Below are 20,617 nucleotides of genomic sequence, written 5' to 3'. Positions count from 1 at the left end.
ACGCATGATCGAATTCGGTCTGCGCCTGTTCCTCCCAGTTGTCCCGACTCCACGGGGCGCCTCCCCGAACCGGAATCCGGTCTTCAGAATTCTTTTCGCATCCGGGCGAGCAGCCGTTTCCCACCGACGGTGAGTTCGGCCGCTCCCTCCAGCGTGTCGAGTGCCTGCGGTACGCCGTCCCGATACCTGGGGTCGAAAGCCGCGAGCGCCAGCCGTTCGTAGGTGCCGGACAGCAGCCGGGAAAACGGAACCAATTCCTCCCCCCAGGGCATTCGATGTTCCCAGGAGCCGTCCGCCGCGTAAAGATCCGTGACGTCCACAAGTGCCCGGAATCCGGCCCTGCGTGTTCCGCGCAGCAGTGCGGGCGCCAGCGTGCCGGCGCTCTCCTCGGCGCCGATGCCCAGCGCGCCGTATCCGTGCCGGCCCACCGAGGGTTCGCCCGGCGCGGGGCCGGTCAGCGGGGTGAACGTCATCGGGCCGTCGAGGGAACGCGCCCCGTAGGCGGGGGCCCGCTCCTCGATGAGCGCCCAGGCCTCGGTGAGCGCGGCGGCCAGCCGGCCGGCCGCGCGCGCGTCGAGCGGGGCGGTGGCGGGCGCGGCGAAGCAGTCGCGGTACGGATCGAGGTCGTCGATCACGAAGCCGGGGGCGCCGCCGGGCAGGGCGTACCCACGAACCGGGAGCCAGCCGGGTCCTGACCGGTGCACCGCCTCGATCCGCAACTCGGCGGACGTGCCGTCCGCCGGGCGGGCCAGGAAGCCGTCCCCGGCGGCGCGTACCAGCGCGGTGCCGCCCTCCCCCGGGCCGCCGAGGGCCAGCCGGCCCAGGGTCGGCAGGGCCAGCGCACCGTCCCGCCAGGACACCGGCACCCGGATGTCGAGCCCGGCGCGCACGGCGGCGGCCGCGAGCAGCGCCTGCAGGCTGTCCGCCGCGGCCGGCCCGGCCTCCGGCCGGCCCTCGTGCAGCGCGTCGAGCGCGTCGAGCAGCCAGGTGCGGGTGTACGGGTGGGCGAGCACGTGGTCCAGGGCGCGGGCACCTTCCGCCGAACCCTCCAGACCGGCCGCGAGCTCCCACGCCGCCGCCCACCGCTCGCCGCCCCGGCCCTCCAGGTCCCCGTTGAGCCGGGCCAGCAGGGTGCGGGTCAGATCCTCCTGGGCCGCGAGCAGTTCTCGGGGATCGGCCACCGCCGGCGCCATGGAGCCCGCCGGCGTGCGGGCCTCGATGCCGCGCACCAGGGCGGCGAGGTCTTGGCAGTACACGGACGGGTTGTCGAACCCCTCCCCCGGCGCCCCCTCGTCCGGCCCGGCGGAGCTGTAGCGGTGGGTGTACAGACCACCGCCGCACGAACGTACGACGGGGCACCGGCGGCATGTCTCGCTGACGCCCTCCAGACCCAGCTGCCTGGCCCGCACTCCGGGGTGGGCCGCGACCTCGTCGAAGGCGTGTGTGAAGACATCGAATCCAGTGGCCGCCGCGCCTTCGTAGGCGCTCTTGAGCGAGTCGACCTGCTCCAGGCTCCCGTCTGTCTCGACGACGACGAGGTCCGTGGGGGCCAGCCCCAGCGACTCGGTGAGACTGGGACCGCCGTTCAGCGTGGAGAGGACCGAGGAGAAGATCCGCACCGGGACCGGACGCCCCTGCTCCTGCCAGCGGTCGAAGACCGCGAGGAGCCAGTCGGCGTAGGCCGTGGGCGATCCGTCCGGGCGCGGCGGCGGATCGTCCCAGGTGGCGTGGGGAAGCAGGAAGTCGATGTGCGGCGGTTCGAGCTCGATGAGCGCGTCCAGAACCGCGAGCGGGTCGTTCTCGATGTCCACGGTGCACAGGAGACCGAGATTGAGATGGCGGTAGCGCTCCTGCCGGAGCAGCTCGACGGCCTTGAGCACCAGGGGGTGGCTGCTGCGGCCGTCGGCGAAGCGGCGGTGCCGGTCGTTGGCCGCGCGGTCGCCGTCGAGGGAGATGCCCACCTTGACGTCGTACTCGCTGAAGAGGTCGAGATAGCGCGGGCTGAGCTGCAGGCCGTTGGTGTGGATCCGCAGGTCGAGCGCGGCGATGCCGTCGAAGGCCGCAGTGAGCTCTTCGCAGATGCGCCGCAGCCGGGCGGGGCCCGCGAGCAGAGGCTCCCCTCCGTGCAGGATTACTGACACGGAGGGCAGTGCGTGTGTCTTGGCATGCTCAGCCAGGCGCTGAGCAGTCCGGAAAATGACTTCATCAGAGATTGTTTTCGGACGGGTTCGCCAGCTCTGATCGGCATGTTCGTAGACATAGCAATGGTCACAGGCAAGATCGCACCTGCTGTGAACCTTGAGGACTACTTCGCGGAATGGGACCAGGGGTCCTGTCATTCCACCAGTCTAGCCAGCCCGGAAGGGTGATCCGGCGGTCCGGCCGTCATGGCGGAGTGGTCCGGAATGCGGGGTCAGAGGGATGAGTTGAAGGTAGCTGCCTGGATGGGGCGACCGGCGGACGCGACATGCACCCGACCGAGCTTCCTGGCAGCTTCGCCACCACGCGCGTCGATCGCGGCGAGCGGCACACGGCTCTTCTTCGCAACGGCGAAGGAGAGGGAGGATTCAGTGGTCTTCACGGCCGTCCTTGAGGGGATTCGTTCCGATGGAATGGTTCCGGACAGGAAACCAGCGTTGGCACCTGCACCATTGCAGTGTCCGGCGGCACGACTTTACTCTCATGGCCTCGGTTGGCAACTGAGGACGGCTACTTGGAACAAGAGCGTCACACGGGACCGGCCCCGATCAAACGGAACTAGAGGTTCCGCCATCGGGGTGACGACATAACCGCAGACGGGAGTGAACATGACGGCGATTCCCGGACCACTGCAGAGCATGGTCTTCAGGAACGCTGATCTGCCCGAGCTCTTTCACCACACGGACGCCATTGCGGTCGCACGCCAGCGGGAGGCCGTGAATACCACCCGCTGGCAGCTGATACTGCTGGTCGGGGGCACGGTACCGGCCGCGCTGCCCTGGCGCGCCGAGGTCGCCGGTGTGGTCCAACTCACTGACTGTGCCGCCGTGTTGGCCTACCTGGGTGTCCTGATCACGACCTACCTCACCTCCCGGCGCAAAGCAAAGTCGCATTGGCAACTTAATCGCTCGGCGGCAGAGTTCATCAAATCGATGTGCTGGCGTTACTCCGTGCATGGCTCACCTTTCGATACCGGCACACAGCATCCCGAAGCGGTGTTCGCCAATCGGCTCGAGGAGGGGCTCCAGGAGCTCCGCAAGGTGGGCTGGTCCGACCCCCGGGACCGGACGGCGGATTCCGGCGGGATCATCACCGATTCCATGCACGCATTGCGGGACAAGGCATTCACCGTGCGCAAGGAGACCTATGTACGGGACCGGCTGATCGAACAGCGCAGCTGGTACCGCCGGCGCCAGGAGGTGTCCCGCCGGGCCACCGTGGTCTGGTCGACCACCATCGCCGCACTGACGGCGCTCGCCCTGGTCCTCGCCCTGTTCAGGGCGTTCTCGGCGGGCCAGTCCTTCGCGCTGACCGGGGTGCTGTCCGCCGCGGCCGCGGCCTGTCTGGCCTGGGTCGAGATGCGCCGCCACCATCCACTGATCTCGGCCCACTCCCTGGTCGAGAAGGATCTGGAGTCGATGCAGGTCGCGATGGAGACGACGCTGACCGAGCGACAGTGGCCGCGGGCGGTGTTCGAGACCGAGCGCATCGTCTCCCCCCAGCACACCGACTGGCTGGCCCGGCACCAGATGTGACGGCGCGTCCGGCCACCCGGGTCAGGTCAGGCGCGTTCGACCCCGTCGCGCCAGATCACCGTGACCGGGCGGCCGAGCTCGCGGGCGTACGTCACGATGTCGCCCGTACCGCCGAGCCCCCGGGCGGGCCGTCCGTCCCACACGGCGAGCAGCCGGTCGCAGTGGTCGGCGATATAGGCGCCCGCCGCGTAGTACGCCTCGTCGGTGGAGTGCGGATAGTCCAGCCGGATCTCCCGCACGGCCCGGGCCTTGAGGCTCCGGTAGCGGGCCAGTTCGGCACCGTCGGCGAAACAGGCCTCGTAGTCACCGCTCGGGATGACCGCGACCAGTTCGGCACCGTGGGCCAGCGCGAGGTCGGCGAAGAGCTGGTCCGCCCCCACGGCCAGGCTGGAGAACGCCTCCACCGAGCCGTTGAACCCGCACAGCGCCGCGCGCATCGCGGCCAGCACATGGGCCTGCGCCTCCTGCGGAATGCTGCGGTGGCCGGTCACTCCGATGCGTTTCACGGACCTGGAACCCCCTGGGGTCTCGGCCGGGGGTTCCCGGAGGGCACCCCTCCGGAAGGCACAGCATCCGCCCCCGTTGTTCCTGCGTGACCGTCCTGCGCCACATCCTCTCAAAAGCCGCGGGGTCAGCGGGAGCCCCCGCCCTGAATTCGGGCGGGGGCTCGGCGTGTTCGACCAGCTCTTTCGAGACAGCGGCCGGCCCCCGGGGGGCGGAACCGGCCGCCCGGCTGTCAGTAGACGCTGACGCCGTACGCGCTGAGCGCTTCGGTGACCGGCTGGAAGAACGTCGTACCGCCCGAGCTGCAGTCGCCGCTGCCGCCCGAGGTGAGGCCGATCGCCTTGGAGCCGGAGTAGAGCGGACCGCCGGAGTCGCCGGGCTCCGCGCACACGTTGGTCTGGATCATGCCGTAGACGACGTCGCCGCCGCCGTAGTTGACCGTGGCGTTGAGCGCGGACACCGTGCCGCTGTGGATGCCGGTGGTGGAGCCGCGGCGGGTGACGGACATCCCGACTGTGGCGTTGGCCGCGCTGGTGATGTCCACGCTGCCCACGGTGCCCTCGTGGCTGACCGCGGCGTTGTCGTAGCGCACCAGACCGTAGTCGTTGGTCGGGAAGCTGGAGCCGACCGTCGGTCCGATGTAGGTGGTGTTCGATGAGTTGGTGTACCAGGGCGGGTTGCCGTCGGTGCAGTGCCCGGCGGTCAGGAAGTAGTACGTGCTGCCGCTGCGGACGTTGAATCCGAGGGAACAGCGCCAGCCGGGTGCGTAGATGGCGTCACCGCCGGACAGCAGCTTGCTGAACTTCCCGGGGGTGTGCTCGATGCGCAGGGCGCCTGCGTTGGCGCCTGCGGAGTCCTTGATCTGCTGGACCTCCGCCGCGGAGACCGTACTGTCGACCGTGACCACGAGCTTCTTGGTCGCGGGGTCGACGGTCCAGGCGGTGCCGGCGACGTCGGCACCGAGCACGGCGTCACTGGCGGCGGAGAGCTGGTTGGCGCTGTACGTTCCGGACGGGCTGGCCTGTGCGCTGGGGACGGCCATCGCGGCGACCGCTACGAGACCTGCGGCAATGGCGACAGCCCTGCTGCGTCTCGCGATACCGCTGAGGGGGGTGGTGCGCTTGATCCTCACTTGTCATTCCTCCCGAGGGGGGCCGGGGGTCCGCCCGTGGGGTGGCCGGACCCGTGAGGCGCAGTCACAGGCACGGCGGACGTTCGCAATGCGAACATGCCGTGCCCCTGACAAGCGCTGCTCGGGAGTATTCAAGGCGTCAACTTCCCGCGCAAGAGGGCCTCTTGGCCTGAGCTTCGTGGCGCGCACATGCGTCCGGCCCCGGTGGATCACAGCTGCCGGGGCCGGAATGTGCACGAACGGAGGGGACGGTTCAGCCGTCGGTCCGGTTGCGCTCCCCCGCCTCGACGGCGACCGGGAGGGTGTTGCCGGGCGGCGGGAAGGGGCAGATGAAGTGGTCCGCGAAGGCGCAGGGCGGCAGCAGCGCGCGGTTGAGGTCGACCGTCACCGTCCCGTCGGCGGCCGGGGCCGCGGGGCGCAGGAACCGGAAGCGGTAGCTGCTGTTCCCGCTGGTGGCATCGGCGAAGACCGCCCAGAGCGAACCGTCCGCCTCCACGGCGACCTGGAGCGTGCGCTCGGCGCCGTCCACCTCGAAGGCGATCTCCCCGGCGAGGCCGAGCCCGCGCTCGACGCCGTCGGCGTTCTCGACCCGGACGGTGCGCGAGGTCCCGTACGGACGGAAGGTGCCCGGCAGCGTCCAGCGCGGGTCGTACGGCGTGGCCTCGATGGCGCGGAAGGCCTTCCGCGCTGCGGAATCCGGGTCGAAGTCCCGTACCGCCCACAGGCCTTCGCGGCTCAGCACGACCAGCCGCCGCTCGCCGCGGGCCACCCGGGACCCGTCGATCGGGCCGCGGTCGGCGCCGAGCCGGATCTGCCCGGCGAACGGCTTCCCGTCGACACTCAGCCCGTCCTCGGGTCCTGCGGTGAGCTCCAGCTCCTCACCGTCCTCGCGCCACTGCCCGGGAACGGCCGGAATTCGGCCATCCGGACAGTCGGAGATCCAGTGCGTGCCGGTGAGGGAGAGCGGACCGTACGGTGCCGAGACCGTGGCGGTGCGCTCCTCGTGCCAGCGGTCCCAGTCCTGCGCCGCCTGCTGCTGTGCGTCCGTGCTCATGGCGTCAACCTTTCCATACGGGCTCCGCGAGCCCGAGGTGCGACCGAAGGGTGGAACCGGTGTACGCGGAGCGGAAGACCCCGCGTTCCTGGAGGAGCGGCACGACGTCGTCGACGAAGTCGTCCAGGCCCGCCGGGGTGAGATGCGGTACGAGGATGAAGCCGTCGGCGGCCCCGGTGGCGACCCGTTCGGTCAGTTCCGCCGCGACGGTCCGCGGGCTGCCGGTGAAGGACTGCCGGCCGGTCGCCTCGATGACCGTCTGCCGGATGGAGAGCCCCTTCTCCCGGGACAGCGCGCGCCAGCGGGCCGCGACGGCGAGCGGGTCGCCGTGCCGGACCCGGCCCTGGACGCGCTCCGAATCGGGGACCGGATCGGTCTCCGGGAGCGGGCCGTCCGGGTCGTACGAGGAGAGGTCGTGTCCCCAGACCTGCTCAAGGGCGAGAATCGCGTTCTGCGGTGACACCTGCTGGAGGCGGATCAGGGACGCCTTCTCCTGGGCCTCGGCGTCGGTGTCGCCGAGGACGACGCCGGCTCCTGGCATGATCTTCAGCTCGTCGGGCTCCCGGCCGTACTTCGCCAGGCGTGCCTTGACGTCGGCGTAGAAGGTACGGCCCGCCTCCAGGGTGCCGTGCCGGGTGAGGATGACGTCGGCGGCGGACGCGGCGAACTCACGGCCCTCGGGGGAATCCCCGGCCTGGATGACGACGGGATGGCCCTGCGGGCAGCGCGGGAGGGTGAACTCGCCCTCGATGGAGAAGTGCTCGCCGCGGTGGGCGAAGGGGCGCGGGGTGCCCTCGGGTGTCCAGGAGTCCCACAGCCTCCGGGTGGCGGCGAGGAACTCGGCGGCCCGGGTGAGGGGGATCCCCCCTGATCGAGCGGAGCCGGGAACCCGGGGGATCCCGGCCCGGTCCAGGTAGCCGTCCCGGCGGAAGTTCTCACCGGTGAGGGCGTCGGAGGAGGTGCCGACGTTCCATGCGGCCCGGCCCTCGCTGAGATGGTCGAGCGTGGCGAGTCTGCGGGCCAGCTCGAAAGGCTCGTTGAAGGTGGTGTCGACGGTGGCGGCGAGGCCGAGCCGGTCGGTGACGGCGGCCAGCGCGTTGAGCACGGTGAGGGACTCGGGCCGGCCGACCACGTCCAGGTCGTGGACGAGCCCGTTGTGCTCGCGCAGTCGCAGCCCCTCGGCGAGGAAGAAGAAGTCGAACAGCCCGCGTTCGGCCGTGCGCGCGAGATGTTCGAAGGAGGAGAAGTCGATCTGGCTGCGGGACCGGGGGTCCGACCAGACGGTGGTGTTGTTCACACCCGGGAAGTGGGCGGCGAGATGCATCTGTTTCGGGGCGGGTGTCATGCCCGTTCTCCTTGGAGGGCGTACCGGTTGGCCGGGCGGCCCAGGCCCAGGTGCTCGCGCAGGGTGCCGCCGGGGTGGAAGGTGCGGAAGAGGCTGCGGTGCTGGAGCAGGGCCACCGTTCCGTTGACGATCCGTTCCAGATCGCGTTCGGGGGTGATCGGTGTGAGGTGGAAGCCGTCCACGGCCCCGGCGCGGTGCCACTGGGTGATCAGATCGGCGAGGTCGACCGGGCCGCCCCGGTAGTACGTGCCGTGCGCGGCGAGCGGCGGTCCGCTCTCCAGTCCGGGTTCCGGGGCCGATTCGACGTCGCCGAGGTCGACGGTGAGTGCGGCGAGCACCCGCAGGGTGTCGGGATCGCGTCCGTGGGCCGCGGCGCGGCGGCGGACATCGCCGCGGATCCCGGCGGTCCGCTCGGGCGTGGTGGCCCGTACGAGCACGACGTCGGCGTGGCGGGCGGCGGTCTCCCTGGCCCGGTCCGCCGTGCCGTCGACGACGGTGACCGGGCGGCCCTGCGGGGGCCGGGGCACGATGGCCGGTCCGCGGACGGTGAACGTGGCGCCCTCGAAGTCGACGTGGTGCAGCTTGTCCCGGTCGATGAAGCGACCGGTGGCGGTGTCCCTGATCTCGGCGTCGTCCTCCCAGCTGTCCCAGAGCCGCGCACCGACGTCGGCCACCTCGCCGGCCTCGCGCCACACCTCGTCGGCGGGCGCGGCCGGGCGGCGGCCGAACAGCCGGGCCTCGGCCCCGGTCGTCGACACGTCCACCTGCCAGCCCGCCCGGCCGCTGCTCACCCAGTCCAGCGTGGCGACGGCGGACGAGACATGGAACGGCTCGGTGTGCGTGGTGGTGACCGTCGGCACGAGCCCGATCCGGCGGGTGGCCGGCGCCACCCGGGACAGTACGGCGAGCGCGTCGGGTCCCGGCCGGGCGAACGAGTCGCCGAGGGTGACGAAGTCGAGGGCGCCGCGCTCGGCGAGCTGGGCCAGCGCGGTGTAGTGCCCCGGTTCGTAGCGGGGCGGGCCGCCGATCTCGGCAGCCAGGTGGAGGGGGCGGATCGGAGGCATGGCAGGCCCTTTCGGCACGGTGCGGATCGGGTTCCGGGTCACAGGACCTTGGAGAGGAAGGCGCGGGTCCGCTCGTGCCGGGGCCGGTCGAGCACATCGGCGGGCGGACCCTGCTCGACGATCCGTCCCTCGTCCATGAAGACAACGGTGTCGGCCGCCTCCCGGGCGAACCCGATCTCGTGTGTGACGACGATCATCGTGGTGCCCCGGTCGGCCAGATCCTTGATGACGTCGAGGACCTCACCGACCAGTTCGGGGTCGAGCGCGGAGGTGGGTTCGTCGAAGAGCAGCAGCTTCGGTTCGAGGGCGAGTGCGCGGGCGATGGCGACGCGCTGCTGCTGACCGCCGGAGAGCTGCCGGGGGTAGGCCCCCGCCTTGTCGGCGAGGCCGACCCGGTCCAGGAGCTCGTGCGCGGTGGCGGCGGCCCGCTCCTTCGGCCGGCCGAGCGCGGCGACCGGGGCCTCGGTGATGTTCTCCAGGACGGTCAGGTGCGGGAAGAGGTGGAAGTTCTGGAAGACGAAGCCGATCCGGGTGCGGCGGCGCAGGACCTCGCGCTCGGGGAGTTCGTACAACCGGTCGCCCTTGCGGCGGTAGCCGACGAAGTCACCGTCGACGGTGATCGAGCCGCGGTCCGCCTTCTCCAGATGGTTGACGGTACGCAGCAGGGTGGACTTCCCGGAGCCGGAGGGGCCGAGGATCACGGTCACTTCGCCGGGGCGCACGGACAGGTCGATACCGCGCAGGACGTGGAGGGAGCCGAAGCTCTTGTGCACACCGCGGATCTCCACCATGGCGTCGGCGGTGTGCGGGGCGCGGGCGGCGGCCTGATCGCTCTTCGGCGGACGGCTGGTCAGTGTCATGGGGTTCCTCGGACGGTTCGGTTCGAAGGGTGCGCGGACCGGTCGGTCATCGGTTCAGCCATCGGTTCCGCCGTCCCTGCCGGTGAGTTCGCGCAGGACGGTGAGGACGGCGCGCGCGGTGGCGTCGTTCTGCCCGAAGGCCGGGCCGCCGGTGCGCGGCCTGGTGAAGGCGCCGCCGGCGCGGGCCGCGGTGTGCGGGCCGAGCGCGAAGCGGCGCGGGTGCGGACGGCCTTCGCGGTCCAGGATCCGGCCGTCGCCGGGGTCGACCGCGAGCAGTCCGGTGGCGGTGGCGCCGGCCCCGTCCTCGTGGAGGGTCCGGAGCAGGGTGCTGCGGGTACGTTCCGGCGAGGGGTCCGGCAGCCGGGCCTCGACGAGGGCACGGGCCTCGATCACCTCGTCCGGCACGGTGGCGCTGCCGGCCCGGAAGACGCCGTGGCGCTCGTCGGCCTCGACCGTCATCCCGGCGCCGACGAAGCGGACGACACCGGCCCGGGAGAGTGCGAGCAGCTGTCGCAGCCGTGGGCCCGGCGGGCCGGAGGCGAGGTAGCTGAAGAAGCCGTGCCACCAGCCCCCTATGTCGCCGAACCGGCTCAACTGGCCGTAGGCGGAGAGCAGTCCGAGGAAGACGGCGAGGTCCTCGCTGTGCCCGGGGTCGTGCCGGCGGTCGAGGTCGGCGGTGATGTAGTCGCGGGTCGCCTCCTGGAGGGCCTCGTACGAGGGGTGCCGCACCCCGTCCAGCGGGTGGTCGAGTGCCGCGATGTCCAGCCGGTCGGCGGGGTCGGGGACGGCCGCGGCGACCAGGGCCCGCAGATCGTCGCTGCCCGCCTCGGCGGCCGCGTACTTCTCCTCGAAGGCGGCCCGGTCGACCGTGGTGCGCTCGGGGTGGGTGGTGAAGAGCCGGTGGTAGTGGGCGTGACCGAGCTCTTTGTCGACATGCGGCCAGATGTCCCGGAGGAAGTCGGGCGGTTCTGGCCGGTCGAGCAGCTCCTCGGTCCGGTCGGGGCCGAGGAACCGCGGCAGCGGGGGCCGGTCGCCCTGCCAGCCGTAGCCGATCTTGGAGTGGTACGGGACCCCGCGCCGTGATCCGACGTGCAGGACGGGCTCACGGCCGGAGGGCACGTACGCGCCGTTCTCGTACCGTCCGCCACGACCCTCGGTGAGCAGGACCATCAGGTCGATGAAGGCGAGTCCCAGGCCGCGGACGATGACGGGTTCGCCCGCGGGCAGGGCGCTCAGATCGCTGTCGGCGGTGAAGTCGGGCGGCAGGTGGACGAGCCCGTGCCGGTCCGCGAAGGCGGAGAGCCTGAGCTGATCGGGGTCCGGTTCGGCGTCCAGGTGGCCGATGGTGAGGACGACCAGGTCGGCGGCGAGCGGTTCGGCGCGGCCCTCCAGCAGGACGTGCTGACGGCCGTCCCGCGGGCCGGTGACGCGCAGGGCCCGGCCGCGGTGTTCATGGACGGTGACCGAGGGCGGGAGCGCGGCCACGGACCGCTCGTACACCCAGCGCAGATAGGCGCCCTGCAGCCGCCGGCTCGGGAAGTCCTGCCCGGCCAACGCCTCGATCTCGGCGCGGAGTCCGGACTCCACCGCCTCGCCGGGCAGCTGGATCCGTCCCTCGCGCACGTCCGCCGCCCAGGTGTCGAGGGCGGGCCCCGGCCGTACGGGCCCCTCCTGGCGGACGGTGTCGTCGGTGAACATGGTGACGTCCTCGGCCATGGAGTTCATCCACAGCAGCGGCGACTGGTCGTGGCGCCAGATCCGGCCGCCGCCGGGCGGGTACGGATCGATGAGGTGCAGGTCCAGCGGCCGGTCCCGGTACAGGGCGGGGGCGTTGGCGGCGATGCGCTCGATCAGCCCGGTGGCGCGCGGTCCGGCGCCCACGACGACCAGCGACGGCCGGCGGCTCACCGGGCGTCCGCGGTGCCGCGGGCGTAGTGCCGTTCGACGTAGTGCTGGCCGACGCTGAGCAGCGAGGTCACCACGACGTACCAGAGCGTGGCGACCAGCAGCAGCGGGATGACCTGGTAGGTGCGGTGGTACACGAGCTGGACCGAGTACAGCAGGTCCTGCACGGCGATGATGCTGACGATCGAGGTGCCCTTGAGGGTGCCGATCAGCATGTTCCCGGCGGGCGGCACGATGGAGCGCATCGCCTGGGGCAGCACGATCCGGTAAAGCCGCCGCCACGGGCCGAGGCCCAGGGACTGGGCGGCCTCCAGCTGTCCGCGCTCCACCGAGAGGATGCCGCCGCGGACGACCTCCGCCGCGTAGGCGGCCTCGTGGAGCGTCAGTCCGATGACGGCGACCGTGACGGGGCCCAGGAGGTTCACCGTGCGGACGCCGAGTATCTCCGGGTAGAGCGCACCGATGTTGAACCAGAACAGCAGCTGGACCAGGATCGGGGTGGACCTGAAGAGCCAGACGTACCCCCAGCCGACCGCCTGGAGGACACGGTTGGCGGAGAGTCTCAGGACGGCGAGAAGCGTCCCGAGCGCGAAGCCGAGCACCATGACGAGTGCGGTGAGCCAGAGGGTGAGCCAGAGGCCGCGCAGCACCGCCGTGGTCAGGAAGTAGTCGCCGACGACGTCCCACTGGAAGGCGTCGTTGCGGATGACGGAGTTCAGCGCGAGGGCCAGCAGGGCCAGTACGGCGACGGCCGCTGTCCACTGGCCGGTCCGGCGTACCGGGACGATGCGCAGCAGATCGGCATCGTTGTCTTCGAGGGGCGGGGCCGGGATTGCCGGCGGGAGGGTGTCTGTCCGGTCGGACATGCGAGGGCTCCGTGGATGCGACGATCGAACACGGGGCGTGCCCTCGGCACGGAACACGACAGCTTGGAACGTGAGTCGGACCGGGCCCCTCAGCCCGATCCGCTTCCGAGATAAGCGCTGTTCACATCGTGATGTCAAGCCTGTCCACACTGTGAGCCATGCCCTGGAGGCAGTTGACGGGCCACCGGATGCCTGTTCCACTTGGGCCATGCATTCGCAGAAGTGGCTGGTCAAGCGCTCCCACATCGACTTCGGTCGCGTGTGGTCCTGTTCCTGTTGAGCTGACCCCCTGCGTCTCCCGCTTTTCTCGCGCCGTGAGCGGCGCCTGAGCCTTTCCTCCTGCGTGCCCTTGGGTACGCGACAGCGCTTCGCCCTCCCCTCACGCCGGTTCCTCCGGCGCCCTCAGCACGTGTTCCTCCGCCCCGGCCGTGGGCCGCCTCGCGCTGCCCGGCGCCCGTCCACGGCCGCCGAAACAGGAGAGCCATCCCTGATGCCCCGTACCCGGCACACCGCTGCCTTCGCGCTGATCACCGTGGCCACGCTGACTCTCGCCGCGTGCGGGTCCGGTGATCCGGCCGCCGCTCCCGCCGGTGCGGCCGGCCCCGCGGCCGATGCCGCGATCCCCACGGCCGACGTGGTCTCCGGGGTGAAGCGGGACAAGGCCGCGGCCGGTCTGCTGCCCGCCGCCGTCCGCTCCTCCGGGACCCTGAACATCGCCTCCAGCGTCGGCACCCCGCCCGGCGCCACCTACCTGGAGGACGGCAGCACCCTGGCCGGTGCCGACATCGACATCGCGGACGCCGTGGCCAGGGTGCTGGGTCTGAAGCCGAAACGGGAGGTCGCCGCCTTCGAGGCGATCCTGCCCGCGCTCGGCAGCGGGAAGTACGACGTGGGCACCGGCAACTTCGGGGTCACCGACGAACGCCGCCGGACGATCGACTTCGTCACCTACCTCAACGACGGGCAGGGCTTCGCGGTCCGGGACGACAGCGACCTGCGCAAGGTCACCGATCTGACCCAGCTCTGCGGGCTGACGGTGGGGACCGCAGCGGGCACCACGTTCGAGGTGACGCTGGAGGAGAACAAGCACCGGTGCGCCGAGGCCGGAAAGAAGCCGTACGACGTGAAGACGTACTCCGATCTGGCCGCGGTCTGGAGCTCGCTCCAGCAGGGCCGGACCGATGTGGTGATGTCGACCATCAACGGGCTGCGGTACGCCGTGAAGCAGCAGGACGGCGTGCGCTTCCTCAACGAGTTCAAGCGTCTCGACGTCGGCTTCGCGTTCAAGAAGGGCACACCGCTGGCGCCCGCCTTCCGGGCCGCGGTCAACCGGCTCAAGGCGGACGGCACCTACGACCGGATCCTGAAGAAGTGGGGCATCGGGCCGTCGGCGATCAAGACCTCGCAGATCTCGCCGCCCGAGATCAAGTGACGCGCGTTCAGCAGCTGCAGTCGCAGTCGCAGCAGTCGCACCCGTCACAGCAGCTGCCGCAGCAGTCGCCGCAGTTGCTGCAGCAGTCACAGCCATCGCAGCAGTCACCGCAGTCGCAGTCGTTGCACAGTCCCTCGCGGCGCTGACGGCTCCACGGGTCGTCGAAGGTGCCGCAGCACATCTGGCAGGTACAGGCGAGCCCTGCCCACACCAGGCACCCCACGATGAGCCCCCGCGGGCCGCGCGGCGGCTCCGGGGGCGGCTGCGGCGGACCGAAGGGGGCCCCGGGGCCGGAGGGAGCGTACGGGTTGCCCGGCGGCGGCCCGAACGATGCCGTGTGCCGCCCTCCTGACGGGTGGTCGGCTCCGGCGGGCACCGCGAGGCCCCCGGCCGCCGGGCCGCCCACCTGATGGGAACAGACGTCCGTGGCGAAGGCCCGGTCCACCGAGCGCCGCAGTTCGTGCGCCAGCAGCACATGCGCCAGCCTGTCGTCGGTGAACTGCGCGTCGCGCAGTGCCAGCCGCACGCCGCGCAGCGCGTCGTCGCACAGCCGCCTGGCCTCGGTGCGCGAGGTGCCGGTCGCGGTGAGCGGGTTCCAGGCGCCCGACGCGGCGTCAGCTTCCTGGTCCTCCACGGCGTCCAGCAGATGCGCGAGGCGTCCGAAGAGGCGGCCGGCCTCGGCCAGCGGCGCGGCGTTCTGCGGCCTGCCCGCGAGGACGGCGGTGTGCGCGAAAGCCGCCGCGGTGGCGGTCTCGGTGGGCTCGGTGACCGTCAGCAGCGGGGTGCCGGGCCCCGCGAGCAGCTCGATTCCGGTCTGCCGGTCGACGGCGTCGACGAGCAACGCCGTGTCGAAGCCGAGCTGTGCGCCGGTACGCGCTCCGGCACGGTCCCAGCCCGCCGCCACCCTGCGGGCGGCCGCGGCCACCGGCCGCCGCTTCAACAGGCCGTCCCGGTCGGCGACGTGGTCCCGCACCTTCGCCGATGCCAGCACCAGCGAGACGGCGGCCGCCAGCCTGGCGCCCTCGCCCCGTGCGACCGGCGCAGTCCGCATGGCACGCAGCGGGCAGGGTCCGGCCTTGCGGCGCTGCCCGGGGGTGCGTTCCGTCTGAGCCTCCGTCAGGACCGAGACGATCAGGCCGTCATAGTTCGTGACAACCCGGGCGAACTGCCCGTGGTCGGATCGAAGTGCCAGACAGAGTCCGCAGAGATGGGCCATCCACTCGGCCTTGAGACCCTCCGAAAGACGATGGGTGCATGGCCTGACTATTCCGAACACGACGATCCCCCGGGAGTCGTTCAGCTGTGCGCCGCGCTCGGGCGAGTGCGCGACGTGCATCGTATCGACCGTCCCGTTCACCCGTACGCGCCCCATGTCACCCGTACGGACCGGGGGATCATATTTTCTTTCTTCAGGGCCCTTTTGCAGGAGGAACCTTGACGAATCGCCACATCTTCTGCACCAGTACCGTCACGAATGCCCTGCGCGCCGCCTATCCCCTTGGCGCGCGATCCGCATCATGGACGACCATAGGGATACGAAAGAACCGCGGTGAGAGGAGGCGTCCATGGGATCGGTGCGCAAGGCGAGTGCCTGGCTGGGCCTCGTAGAGGACAACGACGAGCGGTACTACGACGACGACGAGTACTCCGAGGGTGCACGGACCGGGACCGGACAGGCCTGGGTGACCGATCCGCGGGTGCGGGTGGCGTCCGAGGCGGCCGAGGAGACGGGCCGCCGGATCGCCACGGTGACCCCGGACAGCTTCCGGGACGCCCGGAGCGTCGGCGAGCTCTTCCGGGACGGCGTCCCGGTGATCATGAATCTCACTTCCATGGACTCCGCCGACGCCAAGCGCGTGGTGGACTTCGCCGCAGGGCTGATCTTCGGACTGCGCGGGTCGATCGACCGCGTGGCCACCCGGGTCTTCCTGCTGACCCCCGCCGACACCCAGGTCGTCAACGGCGAAGCCGCCGGCCGTCCGGCCGACGGCTTCTTCAACCAGAGCTGAGCGGGGCGCTCACCGAGTCGGTCGGGCCGTCGTTCCGGACTACCGGAACGCGTCCAGACCGGTGAGCGCCTTGCCCAGCACCAGCTGGTGCATCTCCACGGTTCCCTCGTAGGTGAGCACCGACTCCAGATTCGTCGCGTGCCGCATCACCGGGTACTCCAGCGAGATCCCGTTGGCGCCGAGGATCGTGCGCGAGGTGCGGCAGATCTCGATGGCCTCCCGCACGTTGTTCAGCTTTCCGAAGCTGACCTGCTCCGGGCGGAGCCTGCCCGCGTCCATCCGGCGGCCCAGGTGGTGGGCGAGCAGGATTCCCTTGTGGAGCTCGACGGCCATGTCGGCGAGCTTGGCCTGGGTGAGCTGGAAGCCGCCGATCGGCTTGCCGAACTGCTCACGGGTCATCGAATAGCCGACGGCTGCCTCGAAGCTGGCCCGTGCGGCGCCCATGGCTCCCCAGACGATGCCGTAGCGGGCATGGCTGAGGCAGCTGAGCGGCCCGCGCAGACCGGTGACGCCGGGCAGTACGGCATCGGCCGGAAGCCGTACGTCGTCGAGGACCAGCTCACTGGTGACCGAGGCGCGCAGGGACCACTTGTGCCTGATCTCGGGTGCCGAGAACCCCGGGGCGTCGGTCGGTACGACGAAGCCGCGGATGCCCGCACCCGCGCCGCCCTCGTCGGTCTGCGCCCAGACGACGGCGACTCCGGCGACCGAGCCGTTGGTGATCCACATCTTCCGGCCGTTGAGGACCCAGTCCTCGCCGTCGCGCCTGGCGTACGTGCGCATACCGGCCGGGTCCGAGCCGTGGTCGGGCTCGGTCAGGCCGAAGCAGCCGATGATCTCGCCTGCCGCCATGCCGGGCAGCCACTGCTGCTTCTGCTCTTCGGAGCCGAAGCGGTGGATGGCGTACATGGCGAGGGAGCCCTGCACGGAGACGAGCGAGCGGATTCCGGAGTCGGCCGCTTCGAGCTCCAGGCAGGCCAGCCCGTACTGGACGGCCGTTGCGCCCGCGCAGCCGTAGCCCTGCAGGGACATGCCGAGGGCCCCGAGCGAACCGAGTTCGCGGGCCAGGTCGCGGATGCCGGGCAGCTCGCCGTTCTCGTACCACTCGGCGATGTGCGGCAGGACCCGGTCGGCGGCCCAGGTCCGGACGGTGTCGCGGATCGCGAGATCCTCGGCGCCCAGGAGGTCGTCGATGCCGATCGGGTCGCGGGGGTCGAAGGGCGGGAGTTTCGCGGACGGAGCGGTGGACATGAGGGGGTGCCTCCGGCGGCTCGCACGGTACTGAGGTCGGTACGGGGCGCCGAAAACTAGCAGTGTTAGTTACGGCGTCGTGCCGACGTTACGGCTCAGTGTGCCGTGCGTCCAGAGCCGGCCGCCTCGGCGGGCCGCCGCGCGCCGGGAAGCGGGAGCAGCGCCTTGGACCGGTCCGGGACGGGCGCCTCGCGGGCACTCCGGTCGTGCAGATCCTCATCCTCACGGGCCTCGGCCGACTGCCGGCCGTCCGCGGATTCACGGAGTTCACAGAGCGGCGGCGGGCAGTCCATCACCCGCGGCAGCCGCAGCGCGGCGAGCGCCCCGAGCAGCAGCAGCGCGGCGCTGACCAGCAGCGTGACGTGCAGTCCCTCGATGAAGGCGTGCCGGGCCGTGGAGCGCAGCACCTGACCGAGCGGGCCGCCCAGCCGGGCGGCCACCTGATACGCCTCACCGAGCGAGTGGGCGGCGGCGGCACCGGCGGGGGCGGGAACACCCTCCTGCGGCAGCTTCGCGAGGCCCGGGGCGTAGGAGGCGTTCATGACGCTGCCGAGCAGCGCTATCCCCATGCCCGCACCCAGCTGGTACGAGGTCTCACCGATCGCGGCCGCCCCGCCGGCCCGATCCGCGGGGGCCTCGCTGAGCATCGACTCGTACGCGCCGAAGAGCGTGGACTGGAGGCCGAAGCCGAGCAGCACGAAGGACGCCGTCAGCAGACCGGGCCGGTCGTGCTGCCCCATCGCGGTCAGCATCAGCACCGAGACCGCCGTCAGGACGAAGCCCCAGCCGACCATCCGGCGCGGCCCTGTCCGGCGCAGGGTGTACGAGCCGGTGGCGCCCGCCGCCATCGCGGCGAAAGTGAGCGGCAGCAGCCGCAGGCCGGTCTCCAGCGGGCTGAGGCCCAGGACGAGCTGAAGGTACTGGACGGCGATCAGCTCCAGGCCGACCAGAGCCAGCATGGCGAGGACGATGCAGCCCACGGCGGTGGAGAAGGCGGGCCTCGCGAACATCCCGATGTCGATCAGCGGGTGCGTACGCCGTTTCTGGCGGCGGACGAACGCGACGAGCAGCGCGGCCCCGATCAGCAGGGGCCCGAGCGTGGCAGGCCCGAACACGTCCTCGCCGGTACCGGCCCTTTTCACACCCAGGACCACCCCGAGCACACCGGCCGCGGCCATCAGCGCGCCGAACACGTCCCAGGGGCCGTCGTTGCTGCCGCGCGACTCGGGGAGCAGCAGCCGGCCGAGCGGAAGAATCAGGGCCATCAGCGGAACGTTGATCAGGAAGACCGAGCCCCACCAGAAGTGCTCGACGAGAAAGCCGCCGATGACCGGTCCGGTGGCCGCGCCGACCGCGGCGACCGCGGACCACACGCCGATCGCCATGGCCCGCTCGCGCCGGTCCGGAAAGACCTGCCGCAGGATCGACAGGGTGGCGGGCATGATCATCGCGCCGCCGACGCCGAGCAGGGCCCGCGCCGCGATGAGCACACCCGCACTGTCGGCCATGGCGGCGACGGCGGAGGCGGCCCCGAACAGCGCGTAGCCGAGCAGCAGGACCCGCCGCCGTCCGACCCGGTCACCGAGAGTGCCGAAGAGAATCAGCAGCGAGGCACAGACCAGCGGGTACGCGTCCACGATCCACAGCAGGCCGACGGCGCTGGGCCGCAGGTCCTCGGTGACGGCGGGGACGGCGACATGCAGCACAGTCGCGTCGAGCGCCACGAGAAGCAGACTGAGGCAGAGGACGACCAGGACGACCCATCGATTGGCACCGTCGGCGGCTGCGCGCAGGCGGGTTCGGGCTGTGGTCGTCCCGGACATGCATCTACCTCCCAAAAGGTCCCTCGCGCTCGGCAGGCCCCCTGGGGTTCAGCGTCCGCTGTCCCTCCGGGCCCGGCATCGACGGGCGAGTGGTCCGTCAGCGTACGCGAGTTCGGCAGGGGCACACGTGGCCCATCTCATACCCCGAACGGCCTCCAGGTGTGGCGTACGCCACTGCGCACAGCCACGCCGGCCCACCGGAGAAACCCTCCCCGACCTGCGGCGACCACCTGCTTCACGGTACATAGGGGCACCCCGAGTGGCCTCGCGCACCGCTCGCCGGGCACCGGATGGAGGCGTCGAGTAACCGGACCGACACCGTCCGTTCCGCTCCCGGAAGGTGCGGGAAAATGCACTTCGGCATCCCGTTCGCTTTTCCGTCAATATCGAAAAACTCCCTTCCGTACGGGAGCCGGAGAAATAGAACGGGAGGAACCCGGGATTCTCCGGGGGCTCAGGAAAACTGCCCCGACTGAGACATAGTCCACATCACATCGTCATCACAAAGCGGCCGGATCGACCGGGTCACCCACTCACTCGCTGTAACGTCGATTGGGTGCGTACCGACATCTTTGCCCGCCTGGACCGGGAGCCGGAACCGCCGAAGATAGAGACACCGCGGATGAGCCGTCACCGCATCGCTCTCTTCGGCGGGACGTTGGCGTTCTATCTCGCCATCGTCATTGCCGTGCTCATGTCGTCCTGGCTGGTGACCCTGGACTGGAAGGTCATGCTCTTCCGGCCTTACCAGCAGTGGCCCCAGATCCATGCCTTCCTCGACTACTACGTCGTGCTCGGCCAGCGCGGGCCCACGGCCGTCATGGTCGCCTGCTGGCTGGGCTGGCGCTCCTGGCGGCAGCACACCCTGCGGCCGCTGCTCACACTGGGCGCCTCGCTGCTGCTGCTGAACGTGACGGTGGGGGCGGTCAAGTACGGCCTCGGCCGGCTCGGCCCGCACTACGCGACCCAGATCGGTTCGGCCGAGCTCTTCGACGGCGGCGATATATTTCCTTCCGGGCACACCGCCAACGCGGTCGTGACCTGGGGAATCCTTGCCTACCTGGCTGCCACCCCGCGGGCCAGGCGCTACCTTTCCGCGATGTCCGCGGTCGTGTCGCTCGGGGTCGGCCTGACGACGGTCTACCTCGGTACGCACTGGCTCAGCGATGTGGTGCTCGGCTGGGCGGCGGGTCTGCTGATCCTGCTCGGCCTGCCATGGTGCGAGCCGCTGATCACCCGGGCGGAGAACTGGATCTTCGCCGCCCGCGAGCAGCTGAGCACCCGCAGCAGGCTCGTGCCGGCCCGGCCCGTCACAGCGGGCGATCCCCGGCCGGTCCCGGCCGGACAGACGGCCGTCGGCGAGGCAGCGGCGCAGGCACCGGCCCGCGAGCCGGTCGTCACGGGCGGGCACCCGGCGGCGGTGGTCCCGGCCGCGGGCAGCCGCCCGCGCGCCCACACCGCCCCGCCCCCGCATCAGAGCCACGGAGTCCGCTCGGAACGCACCCCGGTCACCCCGGCCGGCAGCCGCCGCCCGCCGCACGCGGACCGCACACCGCGCGGCGGTACCACTCAGGCCCGGCCGGTAGCCGGCGGCTGACCCCGGCGCGTCCCGGGGGACGGTACGCACCGTCTTGTCCC

Annotated in this window: 17 protein-coding genes; 4 read left to right on the top strand and 13 right to left on the bottom strand. The window is 71.2% G+C overall.

All coding sequences use genetic code 11. The annotated features are described in order from the left end of the window. Window positions 1–83: 83 nt before the first annotated feature. Together fxsBH and fxsA are read right to left on the bottom strand one after the other, a co-directional pair. A complete protein-coding gene (gene fxsBH / locus ACFVW8_RS10905) occupies window positions 84–2,339 on the bottom strand; it encodes a radical SAM/SPASM protein FxsBH, inactivated beta-hydroxylase extension form (RefSeq protein ID WP_389688338.1) in 2,256 nt (751 codons plus the stop codon). A 74-nt stretch (window positions 2,340–2,413) separates the two neighbouring features. Continuing rightward, entirely contained in the window at window positions 2,414–2,581 is a 168-nt protein-coding gene (fxsA, locus tag ACFVW8_RS10900) for an FxSxx-COOH cyclophane-containing RiPP peptide (RefSeq protein ID WP_389688336.1), read from the bottom strand. Window positions 2,582–2,807: 226 nt separating this feature from the next. On the opposite strand from fxsA, the gene ACFVW8_RS10895 reads away from it, so the two are divergent. Beyond that, window positions 2,808–3,734 carry a DUF4231 domain-containing protein gene (locus ACFVW8_RS10895; RefSeq protein ID WP_389688334.1) on the top strand — a complete coding sequence of 309 codons (927 nt, stop codon included), beginning with the start codon at window positions 2,808–2,810 and terminating at the stop codon, window positions 3,732–3,734. 26 nt (window positions 3,735–3,760) lie between these two features. Here the strand turns inward: ACFVW8_RS10895 and ACFVW8_RS10890 are convergent, their stop codons facing one another. The 8 genes from ACFVW8_RS10890 to ACFVW8_RS10855 form a co-directional block, all read right to left on the bottom strand. Continuing rightward, window positions 3,761–4,240 (bottom strand): hypothetical protein, encoded by a 480-nt coding sequence (locus ACFVW8_RS10890; RefSeq protein WP_389688332.1) that lies wholly within the window; start codon window positions 4,238–4,240, stop codon window positions 3,761–3,763. 230 nt (window positions 4,241–4,470) lie between these two features. Further along, on the bottom strand, window positions 4,471–5,370 hold the full coding sequence (locus ACFVW8_RS10885; protein WP_389688330.1) for a trypsin-like serine protease: 900 nt from the start codon (window positions 5,368–5,370) through the stop codon (window positions 4,471–4,473). A 253-nt stretch (window positions 5,371–5,623) separates the two neighbouring features. Further along, window positions 5,624–6,424 (bottom strand): DUF1684 domain-containing protein, encoded by an 801-nt coding sequence (locus tag ACFVW8_RS10880; protein WP_389688328.1) that lies wholly within the window; start codon window positions 6,422–6,424, stop codon window positions 5,624–5,626. Between the two features lie 4 nt (window positions 6,425–6,428). Continuing rightward, window positions 6,429–7,748, bottom strand: coding sequence for an NtaA/DmoA family FMN-dependent monooxygenase (locus ACFVW8_RS10875; RefSeq protein ID WP_389688422.1), 1,320 nt, complete (start codon window positions 7,746–7,748; stop codon window positions 6,429–6,431). 17 nt (window positions 7,749–7,765) lie between these two features. Beyond that, the gene (locus ACFVW8_RS10870) at window positions 7,766–8,833 is read right to left on the bottom strand and encodes an LLM class flavin-dependent oxidoreductase (RefSeq protein WP_389688326.1); all 1,068 of its coding nucleotides are present in this window, start codon (window positions 8,831–8,833) and stop codon (window positions 7,766–7,768) included. Between the two features lie 38 nt (window positions 8,834–8,871). Next, on the bottom strand, window positions 8,872–9,624 hold the full coding sequence (locus ACFVW8_RS10865) for an amino acid ABC transporter ATP-binding protein (RefSeq protein ID WP_389688420.1): 753 nt from the start codon (window positions 9,622–9,624) through the stop codon (window positions 8,872–8,874). Window positions 9,625–9,747: 123 nt separating this feature from the next. Beyond that, window positions 9,748–11,601, bottom strand: a complete 1,854-nt coding sequence (locus ACFVW8_RS10860) for an FAD/NAD(P)-binding protein (protein WP_389688324.1) — start codon at window positions 11,599–11,601, stop codon at window positions 9,748–9,750. Continuing rightward, window positions 11,598–12,464, bottom strand: coding sequence for an amino acid ABC transporter permease (locus tag ACFVW8_RS10855; RefSeq protein WP_389688322.1), 867 nt, complete (start codon window positions 12,462–12,464; stop codon window positions 11,598–11,600). The genes ACFVW8_RS10860 and ACFVW8_RS10855 overlap by 4 nt, the downstream gene beginning before the upstream one ends. Before the next feature lie 490 nt (window positions 12,465–12,954). On the opposite strand from ACFVW8_RS10855, the gene ACFVW8_RS10850 reads away from it, so the two are divergent. Continuing rightward, window positions 12,955–13,896 carry an ABC transporter substrate-binding protein gene (locus ACFVW8_RS10850; RefSeq protein ID WP_389688320.1) on the top strand — a complete coding sequence of 314 codons (942 nt, stop codon included), beginning with the start codon at window positions 12,955–12,957 and terminating at the stop codon, window positions 13,894–13,896. A 7-nt stretch (window positions 13,897–13,903) separates the two neighbouring features. Here ACFVW8_RS10850 and ACFVW8_RS10845 read toward each other — a convergent pair whose 3' ends face one another. Further along, window positions 13,904–15,172 carry a DUF5685 family protein gene (locus tag ACFVW8_RS10845; RefSeq protein WP_389688418.1) on the bottom strand — a complete coding sequence of 423 codons (1,269 nt, stop codon included), beginning with the start codon at window positions 15,170–15,172 and terminating at the stop codon, window positions 13,904–13,906. 289 nt (window positions 15,173–15,461) lie between these two features. On the opposite strand from ACFVW8_RS10845, the gene ACFVW8_RS10840 reads away from it, so the two are divergent. Further along, a complete protein-coding gene (locus ACFVW8_RS10840) occupies window positions 15,462–15,905 on the top strand; it encodes a cell division protein SepF (protein WP_384131927.1) in 444 nt (147 codons plus the stop codon). A 39-nt stretch (window positions 15,906–15,944) separates the two neighbouring features. Here the strand turns inward: ACFVW8_RS10840 and ACFVW8_RS10835 are convergent, their stop codons facing one another. Continuing rightward, window positions 15,945–17,156, bottom strand: coding sequence for an acyl-CoA dehydrogenase family protein (locus ACFVW8_RS10835; protein WP_389688317.1), 1,212 nt, complete (start codon window positions 17,154–17,156; stop codon window positions 15,945–15,947). A 95-nt stretch (window positions 17,157–17,251) separates the two neighbouring features. Continuing rightward, complete coding sequence (locus ACFVW8_RS10830) at window positions 17,252–18,979, bottom strand: MFS transporter (protein ID WP_389688315.1); 1,728 nt, start codon at window positions 18,977–18,979, stop codon at window positions 17,252–17,254. 556 nt (window positions 18,980–19,535) lie between these two features. On the opposite strand from ACFVW8_RS10830, the gene ACFVW8_RS10825 reads away from it, so the two are divergent. Next, entirely contained in the window at window positions 19,536–20,576 is a 1,041-nt protein-coding gene (locus ACFVW8_RS10825; RefSeq protein ID WP_389688313.1) for a phosphatase PAP2 family protein, read from the top strand. Window positions 20,577–20,617 lie beyond the last annotated feature (41 nt).

Source organism: Streptomyces sp. NPDC058221, from assembly GCF_042882365.1.
GTDB lineage: Bacteria > Actinomycetota > Actinomycetes > Streptomycetales > Streptomycetaceae > Streptomyces.
Note: the sequence above shows the minus strand (reverse complement) of the source record. Positions and strands in the feature narration are given on the sequence as shown.